Source organism: Bremerella alba (genome assembly GCF_013618625.1).
Taxonomy (GTDB): Bacteria; Planctomycetota; Planctomycetia; order Pirellulales; family Pirellulaceae; genus Bremerella; species Bremerella alba.
The window spans coordinates 88,570-101,839 of the sequence record NZ_JABRWO010000001.1 but is presented as its reverse complement, the minus strand read 5'-3'; the positions used below and the strand labels follow the sequence as shown (position 1 = coordinate 101,839).

Below are 13,270 nucleotides of genomic sequence, written 5' to 3'. Positions count from 1 at the left end.
GCACCGATTCTTTTTCAAGAATGTAAAGTTCTCACCGAACCATTGGCTGGGTGAATGGTCCAAACACACAGACGTTAAAAGCTCAAACGTTTTAAGAGCATGAGGCAATAGCCTTCGATGTTGATCGTGATACACAACGATCGAAATTCAAATGATGCTGGTAAGCGATTGCCTGGGCAAACAGGTATCGGTTCTCTGGCTCATCGTCTGCGCTTATGACATAGGGAACTTTCCCGAAGCGGCTAATTCAAGCCCGGTGTCATAAACGACGCCGGGCTTTTTTTGTGCCCATACAGATCCACGGTAGTCGAGGACTGGTCGTCCAGGCCTGACTGATACTCAGGCCGCGCTGAGTTCGATTCCCAGGGCTACCACTTCCGTTACAAGCACTGGTCGTCCAGAGGCAAAGACACCGCATTCGTAATGCGGCTACGAGGGTTCGAGTCCCTCCCGGTGCTCTGAGAGTCAAAACAGGCTCGGCGTTCATTGGTAATCGAAACGGAATAATCAGCGCCCATGATGTAGCGGCAGCCTACTGCCTTGCCATGGCGGATGTGTGGGTTCGACTCCCACTGGGCGCTCTTGTTTTTCAACCTTGTGGTGGGTCCTGTGTTGGTACGGGAAGGCGGCTGTTAACCGCATTGTCGCAGGTTCAATTCCTGCCTCCACAGCTTTTCCTGTTAACATGCTCTTGGCCGATCGGCAAAGAGTCTAGGCCCTAGCCTGGCGAGGCGGGTTCGACTTTCGTAGAAAAGTCGCTAAGAAATAAGTCAGTATTTATAGCGAACCTTAACATCAAGTTCTGGTCTATTGTTGACAACAATGCGAGGTAGACGCTGTTGGTAGTATCGCCTGGCTCTGAACCAGGAAGTCGTTGGTTCGATTCCAACCCTCACAGCTTTTTGAAAATACGTCTTTGGTGTAACGGTAACACTGCTGGTTCCAACCCAGTGATGCCTCCGTCAGAAAAAGAAGCAAGGTGGGCGACGAGAGGTTTAATTCCCTCACGGCCCACTTATTGACGGCAGTAAGAAAAGGATTGGATGTGCCCAAGCTAAAGTGTTCCTGTGGATACAGATTTATCAAAGAATTAGGGGGAGCGATACGACGCCAGTCGGTTAGCTTCGCTGCAAATTGGTTGGTTGAGGCCAGTTTGATTCGCGGACGTGTGCTCGACTATGGGTGTGGATTTGGTTTTGACGCAGATTGCTTTGGCTGGGACGCGTTCGATCCCTACTATCGGCCATTGTCGCCGAAAGGTGGCTACGACACGATCGTGTGCAATCACGTTTTGAATATGCTGACCCGTGTCTCGCGGAGCCAAGTACTTACTTCGATTCAGAAACAATTGTCCTCCGAAGGTGCGGCCTGGTTGATCGTGCCGAGAAACATTCCCCATCAGGGAAAGGTTGGGTTGCGAAAACGAATACAAAACTATGTCGTTCTGAATCTCTCGTCCGTTTTGGTCAACGACAAGTTAGAGATTTACCGGCTCACAGCGGGAACTGACGTGGTTGATCGAACCGTTGAGATCGAATGCCGACTTGCAGGCAGATAGGCTGACATGTCCCGAGTGGCGGAACTTAGTAGACGCGCGACGCTTAGAACGTCGTGTCCTTGGGAAGTGGGAGTGCAAGTCTCCCCTTTACTTGTCTTTTGACGCGGGTGAGCCAGTGCTCATTTGGGCCTCATAAGCCTGGACGGTCGGGTGCGACTCCCGGACCCGCTTCTTTTACATAATTGGGCCTGCATGCTGATGGGGGCGACTGATTCTTGCAAGATCGGTGTGATCGGTTCGACTCTCCTCGGTTGCCCGTTGTTCGCCTGTGAGTGTGCTGGATTCGCATGGCAGCTTCCGAAGCTGTCGGACCAGGTTCAATTCCTGGCGAGAACACTTTCTTACAGCGATTTCAAATATGAAATTAGATCCGCCAATTCACTTTCGGTCATCGCACGGGTTCCAGAGACCTCTTCCGGTGAATGATAGTCCGACAAAACTTCTTCCAAGCTGCCAGCTCGGCCATCATGGAGAAAGCGGACCTTGCGATAAATGCCGGTCAAGCTGGGCGTGTTGTAGCCTTGGTACTCGTCCTCTTCCGAACCCAGGCCTACGTCGTGAATTTCACCATCGGTAAAGTGAGGCCCGTTGTGACAACTGATGCAATTGGCTTCCGTGCCGGCGAAGACTTTTTGGCCACGAATGGCTGACTCGTTTAAAGAACCGTCTTTCTCGCGAAATGGATTGGGCGGAGAACGATCGGTTTTCAGGTACGCCAGAATCGCATCGGCTTCTCTAGGACTTGCCGGGCGCCCCTGCATAGTTGTGGTGAACGACTTGTGCATGGCATCGTGTAGATCTTCTTGCCAACCGTGCCACGTCCAAGGGCCCGTTCTGTCGAGGTGTTCCAGTGGCAGGACCGTCTTCATCGTCAGCGCGGAGCCATCGTTCCAGGTGTCCATTGCTTTGGAATTCACACCGCCGTTGTAGTGGCACGTGTGGCAGCTGTACCACTGATCGAGACTTCGTCGGGCATCGTAGAAGAGTTCTTCGCCGTGGCGTACCTGAGAAGGTCGCGGTCGCTGGCCTAGGGGGATATCGCGAAGGATACTTCGATCTTCGATATTGACTACTTGGATAGCGTCTTTCAGGTAGTTGGCGACGTAAACCGTTCGACCGTCCCGAGCCATGGCGATACCCATGGGGCGTCCGCCGAGATCAATACGTTGGAAAAGATCGCGATCTTGCATCAGCTTGGGATCGATCAAGTCGCCAGGACCGCCAACACCTTCCCAGGGCAAATCGTCTCGTCGATAGACCAATAGATCGTGCGAACCCGCTGCCGAAACGACGAGTCGTTTGTTGGAACTGTCCATCACGATTCCATGCGGATCGGCGACCGCCATGCCTGGCACATCCAACGTAATCGCTTCACGGTATTCCTGTTTGTCGAGACGAACGCGACCTATGCGACTTCCCAGGACCCACCCGCGACGGATATTGTCTCGGTTGATCGGGTTGCTGCGGTAAATCATCCAGGGGAAGTAGACATACTTTCCATCGGCCGAACATTGCAAATGGCCGATGTTGATCCCTCCGGAAAGTTTCGACGAGTAAGCAATCTCTCCTTGGATCAGGTCGACAATGACGATCTTACTTTCGCCACTGCAGCCAACGGCCAGCCGCTCGCCGTTAGGTGAAACGGTAAGGTAGCGGGGCCAGGCACCAACCGAAAATTTCCGGGCGACCTTCGCTTGCACTAGATCGAGTTCCGCGACTTCGCCGGTCGCGACTAGGCCTACGTAAGCTGTCTTACCATTGGGGGCAACGGTCAGTCCGGTAGGCTCGAAGCCAACATCTATGGTGTGAATTTCATTTAGTTTGCCCCCTTCAACCTGAATGAGGGAGATCTGGCCGCTATGGGCACAGCTGACCAGTATATGTTGTCCATCCAGGCATGCCACGATGGCAGAGGGATGATCACCACAGAGGATTTCGTCGAGGATTTTGCCACTTTTTGTTTCGAGCAGGCTAACGCTGTTCGATGTTTGATTGGCGACGACTAACCAAGTGTCGTTCTTCAATAAAACTAGATCGACCGGCGAGCGGTATTCGACGGAGCGTGGCTGAGCAGGAACGGCTAGCACTGGGACACTTGCGATGCAGACAGCAATTCCGAGGTAGGTCAGGCGGCGTAGGTTCATCGAAAAGATGCTCAAAATGAGGAGAACCGGCAGGCAATTTCGGGGTTTGTTAGCAACATAACAGAATTATGGAATCAATAGGATAATCATTTCAAAGACTTGAAGCGTGGCTCCGGATTGCGGATACTGCATCTGACAGGGAATATCCTCCCAGGTCAACCTCGACGCTCAAAGTTAGGCGTCTATCCCTTCCGTTTACCTCCCCGTTTTGTTTTCCCTTGGTTTGTCCCTGGAGACTCTCAATGAAATTTTTGACAATGGCTCTGACTGCGGTCGCTCTGATGGCTGGTTCTTCGCTGCTGATGGCAGAAGAAACCAAAAGCGGTCTGCAAGAAGGCGAAATGATCGGCGCTTTCTACGTGACCAAGCTTGCCGGTGCTTCCGAAGATGGTGTGGAAGTTGGTAAAAACCTGTGCTATCGCTGTAAGAACGGCGGTCGCCCTCAGGTGATAATTTTCACTCGTAGTGATGACAAGGCGGTCGTGAATCTGGTGAAACAACTGGACGAAGCAATCGCTAAGAACGAAGACAAGCAGCTTCGTACTTTCGTGAACTACCTCGGCGAAAACAAGGCTGCTGCCAAAGCGTCCGCTGAAAAGCTGGCCAAGACCGCCAATGCCGAAAACGTTCCTTTCGTGCTGCCGAACGAATTTGAAAATGGCCCGGAAGATTACGGAATCAATCCAAACGCCGAAGTGACCGTGATCCTCGCCCAAGGCGGCAAAGTGAAGGCCAACTTCGCTGCTGCTTCCGCCAAGGACCTTAAGGTCGACGCTGTCGTCGGTGGCCTGAAGTCGATCCTGAACTAGGATCGCTTTGACGAATGAATCAAGAATATAGAGCCGTCGATTCTCTTGGATCGGCGGCTCTTTCTATTACTTCGCATGTGGACGGGTGATTACGGGCTGCAAAAACCTTCGTGAAAGTATCAGAACCATGCTCGTTCTAAGCGAAGATGTCCATCACCGGCTTGCCTTTTCCGTCTTCAGTAGCGTAGAACGGTCGGCGTTCGACTTCGTATTGAGTCTTGGGACTGATGCCCATGGCCGTGAAGATAGTCGCATGGAGGTCTATTACTGAGATTGGGTTTTCGACCGCGACGAAAGGACGCTGGTTGGCTGTCTTGCCGTAGAGGTGTCCCGTCTTGACACCGCCGCCCCACATGGCGACGCATGAACCGCCGGTGAAGTGGCGATGCTGTCCGTAGTGCTTCAGCTCTTTTAAAACATCGACTTTTTCGGTGGCTTGATCACGAGCGTTCGAGCCTGGCTTGCCTTCCATGATCATGTCGCGACTAAATTCACTAGCCAGGATGACGAGCGTACGATCGAGCAGCCCGCGGCTTTCCAAGTCGAGAATCAACTGTGCGATCGGCCGATCGACCTCCTGCTTCATTCTCTGCAGGGTGGTGAAACCGTTAGCGTGCGTGTCCCAGTTGAGAAACGGTACGTATTCGGTGGTTACTTCGACAAAACGGGCGCCATTCTCTACTAGGCGCCGGGCCAATAGGCATCCACGTCCAAAGCGTCCAGTATCGTACTTCTCGTAAGACGCTTTCGGCTCCAGCGAAATGTCGAAGGCCTCACGCTCTTTCGCGGATAGAAGCCGATAGGCGTTCTCCATCGAGCGTAACTGCGATTCACGCTGAAAGTCCCCGATAAAGTCGCGTTGCGGTGACTGGTCGATTAGCTTTTGTAAGAGTTTGTTACGATTGGCAAACCGCTGGGACTTCATCCCTTCCGGAGGACGCACCGACTGCGCGGCTTGTTCCGGGTAAGGCAGGTTCATTGGACCAAATTCACTGCCAAAGAAACCAGCGGTGGTAAATGCTTTCAACTCTTCCTGCTCGCCGACTCCTTCCAGTCGCTGGCCAATATTGATAAACGCAGGCATCACGGGATTCAAGGGACCGAGGGTCTTTGCCATCCACGCCCCGATATGCGGACAGGCAACCGTTTGCGGGGGGACATAACCGGTATGCCAGTGATATTGATGTCGCGAGTGGAGAATGCTTCCCAGGTCTGGTAGCACGTGCGAGCGAATTAAGGTGGCCTTATCCATCACCTGGGCGATGTTTTCCAGGCCCTGCGAGATCTTGATGTTGTCGACGTTGGTGTCGATCGATGGAAAAGTGCTTTCGATATCAGCTACCGGCATGCCCACCTCGAACGGGACATACCTCTTGGGATCAAACGTGTCAGGAGCAGCCATGCCGCCGGCCATCCAAATCAGGATACAAGAATCGGCTTTTGCTATAGGGTTCTCGACCGCTGCATCGTTGGCGGTGACCAGTTGAGGCGCGCCGGCCATCATGGTCGCTGTCGACGCGGCGCCCAATTGCTTTAAGAATTGTCGTCGTACTTGTGCGCGGTCCATGGGGAACCCTAACTTAGTGAACAAGTTGAAATTCTGGAAGCATGAAAACAGCCCAGAGGACATCCTCCATCGCTTGGGTGGACATCTCCGGGCCGAGGGAGTCCGCGAGCGTTGCCAGTTCGGCTTCCGTCGGATCTCGACTCAACGCGAAGTGATACAACCACAAGACAAAGTGCTGAGGTGACTTCCATTCGCGTTGATTCAGTTGCTTTGCCCCACGACGTAGCGTGTTTGCCAGAGCTTCACCATTTGAGAGGTCGATTGCTTCAAGTGTGGTCAGCTCTAAAGGTCGTACACTGACAACCTGATCTCGATTAGGACGGCCTAGCGAACGCATCAAAAAGTCGCTCTTTAAAAGCGAAGCCCGAACCCGATAACGCTGGCCGTCGATTCCCTGAGAAAGCAGTCGAGCCATGGCCGGTCTAAGGCGTCCCATCCATACCTCCTGTCCCTTCACAACGGAGGTAGTATTCCAATTATCGGGCTGTTTCTCAAATTTGCCAGAGTTACTGGGGACTTGGGTTGTCCATTGCCAGGTTTCGTCCGAGGCAATGACCTGATCTGCGAAACGTGCTTCAAAAAACAACCCAGCCGCATTGGGACCGCTGCCAGCATTCTTTGCCATGATAAGGACTTCGTTGGTACCCTTTTTCAGCGAGGTAAGTCGTACCAAGTCTGGCTCCATCCAATTATCGCCAGAAACAAGCTTCTTTCCATTGATGAAGAGTGTGTATTCGTTGTCGCAGGTTACCAATGCAAATCCATCTGAAGGTACCTGCGAAAGCTCAAATCGCTTTCGCAGCGTGATCGTTTCTCCGGTCGCTACCTGGGTTACGTCAGATTGATTCCAAATCCATTTACCTACGATTTTGACGTTACTATTCGGGTCTGAGGTTAGGTTGCCCCGGATAACAGGAGCATCAAATTTACTTGGAGAAGTCTCGGTCACCTGCCAGACGCAATCGACAAACTGTTCCGCCGTCATTCGCTTGCTGCGGGGGCCTGCATACTGATAACTATTGGGATCCGCTTTATCCGCGACTCGCTCGGCTTGCGTTTGATAAGCCTGAGAGTTGGCAATCAGTTGCAAAGTTTGTTTGAGGTCATAATCATTCTCAACGAGATGTTCGGCCAGGAAATCGAGCAGGTCGGCGTTCCATGGTGGGCTTTGCATAGCATCGGTCGGATGAACGATTCCACGCCCCATCATTCGATGCCACAGACGGTTGACAATCGTGCGCGTGAATCGGCCGTTCTCGCGGTGAGTCATTAAATCGGCGAGTTGCTGCAACCGTTTCGATTGAGGTGCGGATGCATCGACCTGTCCTATTTCAGGAAAGAGCCACGCTGCCTCTGCGGTTTCGCCAATGGGCTTATCGCAGCGGTGAAGTTCGAGAGATCGCTCGGAGTAGATCGCGGCTAAGCCATAGGCGTCCTTGAGTTTCCAGCGATCGATGAAACTGTCGTGGCACGAGGCGCATTTCAAGTTGATGCCAAGGAAAGACTGTCCAACGTTCTGGGCAAATTGGACCTCAACGGTTTGGGCGGCGCTGACTTCCCCACGCCACTTGATGCCTTGGGCGAACCCAGAGCTTTCCGGTGTGGGCGGGGCGATTAGTTCTCGAGCGAATTGGTCGTATGGCATATTGTTGACAAGAGCGTCGTACAACCACCGAGAGATTTGCTTTCGACCACCAGTGATGAATCCGGTGCCTGCATAGTCGTTCCGGAGTAGATCGTTCCAAAAGGTAAGCCAGTGTTCCGCATAATCAACATCTCGAGCCAACAAGGTTTGAACTAACTGAGAGCGTTTATCTGGAGATGAATCTTGCAGGAAAGCTTTGCGATCTTTCGGTGTCGGGAGTACACCGATCAAGTCCAGATAGACGCGACGCAGATAGGCATCGTCATCGATTGGTTCTAAGGGAGACATGTTTTGCTCAGTCAGCTGCGCATCAAGAATCCTGTCGATCGGATTGGTGCGACCTGCGATAGCTGGCGGCAATTCAGGACGACGTGGTTTCAGGGGTGGCTCGTAAATCTTTTTACCGAACGTGAAGCCTGGCTCCCAGAATAAGCCCGATTCGATCCAACGCCGCAAGAGCTTAACTTGGTCTGCGGTAAGAGGATCCCCGTCAGGTGGCATTCGAGTGAATTCATCGTCCGACGTGACCCGCTCGATCAGTACGCTTTGATCTGCGTTTCGAAGGACAACGGCTTCTCCTGATTCGCCCCCAGCAAGAAGTAACTCACGCGTATTAAGTGAGAAACCCCCTTCTTTTTGTGTGCCGCTGTGGCATTTGCCACATTGCTTCTTTAGCAAAGGGGCTACTTGATGCGCGAAGTCGATCTCTTCACTAAGAGCCAAGCATGGAAATGCCAACGCAAGGGCTATGACAAGGATTCTTTTCATAGGGTCACTGAGATAGGGCAGGGGGCAGGTACTTTTATTGTACCTGGAAAATAAGCAACCGCCCAATGTGCTAATTTGAAATTTGGATGAGAAATGTGTCGGCTACGCTATGATATCGCGAATGACATGTCCATGAACGTCCGTTAATCGGCGATCGATGCCGTTGTGGCGGACGGTTAGTTTCTCGTGATTGATCCCCAATAAGTGAAGTATCGTCGCATGGATATCATAGACATGGGTGGGGAGATTGCGGTCGAGTGGCTTGTATCCCCATTGGTCTGATTGGCCGTGAGTGATGCCTGGCTTGATACCACCACCGCACAGCCAATTGGTGAAAACGTACGGATTGTGATCGCGTCCCTTACTTCCCTGGGTCGAAGGCATCCTGCCAAATTCGGTCGTCCAGAGGATAATCGTGTCGTCGAGCAATCCACGTTGCTTAAGATCTTGGATAAGTGCGGCGGTACCGACCGCCATGCCAGTGGCCAAAGGGCCATGGTCTCGACGGATATCCTCGTGGCTATCCCAATTGCGACGAGGGAAACCGTTGTCGTTCCCAGACCAAATTTGGATGAATCGAACGCCACGCTCAATCAGACGTCGCGCGATAAGACACTTGCGGCCGAAGTATTCAATTTCTTCTGGGGCGTTGATCTCGGAAGGATACTCTGCTCCCATCCGGTCGAGCCCGTACATCTTGAGGATGTGGTTTGGTTCGTTCGAGATATCCAAAGCCTGAGGAGCGCTCAGTTGCATCTTCGCCGCTAGTTCATAGCTTCGGATACGAGCTTCCAACCTTGAATCGCCAGGACGCTGCTCTTGATAGCGTCCATTGATTTGCTCGAGAAGTTGCAGGCTGGCGTCGTCACCCATATTGGAAGTGTACGAAGAATTCGGTGTCAAATCTTCAATCGGGTTCACACGCTGTGGGAAGATCGCGGTGCCTTGGGTGCTTGCCGGCAGAAAAGCGCTCCCCCAATTTTTAGGGCCATTGCTGGCAAAGCCACGGTGATCGGGAAGCACCACGAACGCCGGCAAGTTATCGCTGATGCCTCCCAGTCCATAGCTGACCCAAGCGCCCATACCTGGGAATCCTGGTGTGTCGAAACCGGTTGCTTGCAGATAGGTTGCCTGAGAATGCACGCCACTCTTGCCGACCATGTTATGAATAAAAGCGATGTCATCAACGCATGTTCCCAGAGGTGCGACGACCTCGCTGAGCTTCTTGCCTGACTGACCGTGGGACCTGAACTTGAAGGGAGACTTCATCCACGGCCCGAGGCCATTTTGAAAGGCCTCGACGTGCTCGCCAAAATCAGATTCTTCGCCATGGTGCTTCTCGAGTTGCGGCTTGTGATCGAATGTATCGATCGGACTTGCCGCTCCGCTCATGAATAGCTGGATAACACGTTTCGCTTTGGGTGGGTGATGAAGTGTCGGAAGTACGCCATCCTGTCCATCGCGAGCACTCGCTTCGTCTTGTAACAACAGCGACGATAAAGCAAGTGCGCCAAAGCCCCAGGCGTTTTGCTGCAAGAATTCGCGTCGGGAAGGAAACATGGGTATTTCTGAGGTTAATCGAGGTAAATGAATTCGCTTTGATTGATGAGCACACGGCATAAATTGGCGAGCCCATGCTCCTGAGCAAATTCGGCGAACTTATCTTGCTCGAAGTTGGTTGGTTTACGGCCGAGTGTCAATTGGACGCCACGATCGATCTGTTGGGGGAGCGTTGAAGCTTCGTTCTGAAGTCGCTTAGCAAACTCTTCTGCCATGACTAACTGAAATGGATTGTTCAGCATGGACAGAGCTTGAAGCGCCGTAAGTGTTTCGCTCCGCTTAGGGGTGCTTTGTGATGAATCGGCGCAGTCGAGCGTGGTCATAAAGGGATCCGGCTGTGAACGGACGATGAATCGATAGATGCTACGTCGATGAGTTGCAGGATCGCGAGGATCGAATTTGCGGTATTCGTAGTGAGGAGAATGGGCTTCTTTTTCGAGCTTAAAGGCAAAGAACCCCGGTCCACCCATCGACTTGTCCAGCATTCCGCTTACCGAAAGAATCGAATCACGAATTTCTTCGGCCTCTAATCGTCGACGGTTCATTCGCCATAGGTATTGATTGCTGCTGTCTTTGGTTGCGTGCACTTCATGGTGTCGGGACGACTGGCGATAAACGCTACTAGTGACGATTAGTCGATGCAAATGCTTGAAGGACTGACCATGGTCTCGAAACTCGACGGCAAGCCAATCGAGCAATTGTGGATGCGTTGGTATTTGTCCCATGCGTCCGAAGTCGTTGGGGGATCCGACAATGGCCTGGTCGAAATGGTAATACCATGTTCGATTGACGATGCTTCTCCAGGTTAACGGATGATCGCGGGCCGTAATCCACTTGGCCAGTGCCGCGCGGCGATCCGATTCGTCGTGGGCCGTCGGAAGAGTGAATTGAAAGTCCTCTTTTCCAGGTAACGGCAAGGTACCTGGAAAAGCTTCCGCACGAGGGGCGGTTACGTTTCCGCGATGTAAAACATGAACTTCGCGCGACTCACCTTTGGTAGGTTTAAACGAACCTTGCGGGGGAAAGTGCGTGGCCGCTGCGTAAACCATCTTACCGGTGGGTAACGATTTTAACTGGGCATCGATCGCTTGAACTTGCTTTTCAAGCTCCGACTTCTGCGTAAGGCGTTCTGGATTTTCGATTCGTGCCTCAAGCTTGGTGAGAGATTGTTTTGTTTCAAACAGCTTTTTCGAGGCATCGTCAGAAATTGCTTGCGGCCAATAACCATCGATTAGGTTTGCCTGTCGCCATCGAATCGGGGCTTCGATGGAATCTAACGATGTAACCGCTGCGGTTCGAGCTAAGTTTGAGCTGCTCGCATCAAGCACTTCCACTTCGGAGAGCGCGAAGATGAAATCGTTCTGGCGCGGGGCAAGCTTAGTCGCCGTGATGCGAACAAATCTTGCCGTGACGGGCATTTCTACTTCATAGCTCGCCAAGAGTGGATTGGGATAGTCCAGGGCGGTTTCATCGGCAATTATTTGAGAATCGCTAAAAGCGGCATCATTTGCTACTTCGATCCTAAATCGTACAGGAAAGCCGAAACCGGGGCCGATGCCTGCGTAGTCGTCATAGCAGGGGTGCAAGACGAGCTTGGTAATCTCGATAGGACTACCTAAATCAATTTGCACCCATTTCGTTTGATCGGCCGTCTTTTCGATATGACTGTGGTAGCCATGTTGTGGCACGGTTGTTCGCGGCGTTACTTGTCGTCTGAGCGATTGAATATGAGCACGCAATTCGGAGAGGCGTTCACCTCCGTCCGCAGCCATTTCTCGTTGTAGGTTGGTTTGTAGTTTCTGGACGGCTTGCTTCTCTTGAGTAAGCTGCAATCGCTTTTTCTCTACCTTGGGTTCTGTGTCGTATGGACGTTCGGCCCGATCAACGGCTGCGAAAACAGCTTGCAGACCGTAGTAGTGCTGCTGGGTGTACGGATCGAACTTGTGATCGTGGCATCGGGCACACTGAATAGTCACGCTGCAGAAAGTATTGAGCGTATTGGAGACCATCTCATCGCGATCGAGATTGCGAGCATTTTTACCATCGATCTTGCTGGCAGGCACCTCGACGTGACCAATAAAATCCCAGGGACCAGCCGCGACAAAACCCAGTCCCAGAATGCCATCGTTCTCGCCGGGAAAAAGGGCATCGCCAGCGATTTGTTCTTCAACGAAGCGTGCGTACGTCTTATCGTCGTTCAGCGACCGGATAACGTAGTCGCGATAGGGCCATGCGTTTCGGCGAAGCTTGTCCTTGTCGTAACCGCAAGTGTCCGCGTATTTCACGACATCTAGCCAGTGTCTTGCCCAGCGTTCGCCGTAGTGAGGAGAGGCCAATAGGTGCTCGACTAACTGTTGATAACCACTATCTCCGTCATTGAGTCTCAAAGTCCATCGGCGCATATCCTCAGGGGTTGGTGGAAGGCCAATCAGATCGTAGTACAAACGACGCACAAGCGTTCTTGAGTCTGCCTCCGGGGAAAAAGTCATGTCTTGTTCGAGCAGTTGCGCCAAGATGAACGCGTCGATAGGGGTTCTCACCCAAGCTTGCGATTCGTGCGGAAGTTCTGGAACTGGTGGTCTCTTGAGCGTTTTTAGAGACCACCAGTCGTCTTTGACTTCTAACCGAAGCCCTTTGGGCCACGAGGCTCCCTCGGCAATCCATTGTTGAATGCTGGTAATCTCTTGCTTCGATAGTGATGGGCCGCCTTTGGGCATCTCGGGTGGATCGCCTGTGATGTAATCGAGCAGAAAACTTGATTCAGGATTACCAGGAACAATCGACTCACCACTGTCCCCCCCGCGTAGGGCTGCTTGGCTGTTCGATAGCGAAAACCCTCCTTTCGGGGTTTGGTCGTTGTGGCATGTGACGCAGTGAGTTGTAAGGATCGGAGAGACCGATTTCTCGAAGAAATCTTGCGGCGAAGATGCTCTCTGAGCGTACGTCCTGCCGCATAGAATTAGCACTACGAGAAGACAGAAAACTGGAATAAATCGAAGAACTAGAAGCAACATCGAACGACTCGTGAGGCAGGTGTCCGACCTTAGGGCCGAAGAATAAGGCCATTAATGCCTTTCAATGCTCAAGTGTGCCAAGTTCCGAGGGGGTTTGGCAAGTAAAAACATCGAAGTGTCCGATCAGGCTCCTGGGGATTCGGTTGCTTTCGCGTTAACCGTTTCTTGCCAGACACTTAACAAAATACATAGATGGGGCTTCTTA

7 protein-coding genes and 5 tRNA genes are annotated in these 13,270 nt (G+C 52.3%); 7 read left to right on the top strand and 5 right to left on the bottom strand.

Annotated elements, in window-relative coordinates:
- Positions 1-386 precede the first annotated feature (386 nt).
- The 6 genes from HOV93_RS00380 to HOV93_RS00355 all read left to right on the top strand — a co-directional run bounded on the left by HOV93_RS00380 (position 387) and on the right by HOV93_RS00355 (position 1,558).
- Positions 387-458: transfer RNA gene (locus HOV93_RS00380), tRNA-Thr, on the top strand.
- 52 nt (positions 459-510) lie between these two features.
- Positions 511-581, top strand: a tRNA-Gly gene (locus tag HOV93_RS00375).
- Positions 582-596: 15 nt separating this feature from the next.
- Positions 597-671 (top strand) — tRNA-Asn (locus HOV93_RS00370).
- A 152-nt stretch (positions 672-823) separates the two neighbouring features.
- Positions 824-898, top strand: a tRNA-Gln gene (locus HOV93_RS00365).
- Between the two features lie 18 nt (positions 899-916).
- Positions 917-1,014, top strand: a tRNA-Trp gene (locus HOV93_RS00360).
- Between the two features lie 31 nt (positions 1,015-1,045).
- Positions 1,046-1,558, top strand: coding sequence for a hypothetical protein (locus HOV93_RS00355; protein WP_207394465.1), 513 nt, complete (start codon positions 1,046-1,048; stop codon positions 1,556-1,558).
- A gap of 341 nt (positions 1,559-1,899) precedes the next feature.
- Here HOV93_RS00355 and HOV93_RS00350 read toward each other — a convergent pair whose 3' ends face one another.
- Complete coding sequence (locus HOV93_RS00350) at positions 1,900-3,702, bottom strand: c-type cytochrome (protein ID WP_207394464.1); 1,803 nt, start codon at positions 3,700-3,702, stop codon at positions 1,900-1,902.
- A gap of 242 nt (positions 3,703-3,944) precedes the next feature.
- Between HOV93_RS00350 and HOV93_RS00345 the strand changes: the two genes are divergently transcribed.
- Entirely contained in the window at positions 3,945-4,511 is a 567-nt protein-coding gene (locus HOV93_RS00345; protein WP_207394463.1) for a hypothetical protein, read from the top strand.
- Between the two features lie 136 nt (positions 4,512-4,647).
- On the opposite strand, the gene HOV93_RS00340 is transcribed toward HOV93_RS00345, so the two are convergent.
- From HOV93_RS00340 to HOV93_RS00325, 4 genes are all read right to left on the bottom strand, one after another.
- A complete protein-coding gene (locus HOV93_RS00340) occupies positions 4,648-6,078 on the bottom strand; it encodes a DUF1501 domain-containing protein (protein WP_207394462.1) in 1,431 nt (476 codons plus the stop codon).
- 13 nt (positions 6,079-6,091) lie between these two features.
- Complete coding sequence (locus HOV93_RS00335; protein WP_207394461.1) at positions 6,092-8,491, bottom strand: DUF1549 domain-containing protein; 2,400 nt, start codon at positions 8,489-8,491, stop codon at positions 6,092-6,094.
- A gap of 102 nt (positions 8,492-8,593) precedes the next feature.
- Positions 8,594-10,051 (bottom strand): DUF1501 domain-containing protein, encoded by a 1,458-nt coding sequence (locus tag HOV93_RS00330; RefSeq protein WP_207394460.1) that lies wholly within the window; start codon positions 10,049-10,051, stop codon positions 8,594-8,596.
- Positions 10,052-10,065: 14 nt separating this feature from the next.
- Positions 10,066-13,065 carry a DUF1553 domain-containing protein gene (locus HOV93_RS00325; RefSeq protein WP_207394459.1) on the bottom strand — a complete coding sequence of 1,000 codons (3,000 nt, stop codon included), beginning with the start codon at positions 13,063-13,065 and terminating at the stop codon, positions 10,066-10,068.
- Between the last annotated feature and the right edge of the window lie 205 nt (positions 13,066-13,270).

Coding starts and splice junctions, on each gene's coding strand:
- HOV93_RS00350 (WP_207394464.1), bottom strand. CDS start 3,702: ATGAACCTACGCCGCCTGACCTACCTCGGAATTGCTGTCTGCATCGCA.
- HOV93_RS00345 (WP_207394463.1), top strand. CDS start 3,945: ATGAAATTTTTGACAATGGCTCTGACTGCGGTCGCTCTGATGGCTGGT.
- HOV93_RS00340 (WP_207394462.1), bottom strand. CDS start 6,078: ATGGACCGCGCACAAGTACGACGACAATTCTTAAAGCAATTGGGCGCC.
- HOV93_RS00335 (WP_207394461.1), bottom strand. CDS start 8,491: ATGAAAAGAATCCTTGTCATAGCCCTTGCGTTGGCATTTCCATGCTTG.
- HOV93_RS00330 (WP_207394460.1), bottom strand. CDS start 10,051: ATGTTTCCTTCCCGACGCGAATTCTTGCAGCAAAACGCCTGGGGCTTT.
- HOV93_RS00325 (WP_207394459.1), bottom strand. CDS start 13,065: ATGTTGCTTCTAGTTCTTCGATTTATTCCAGTTTTCTGTCTTCTCGTA.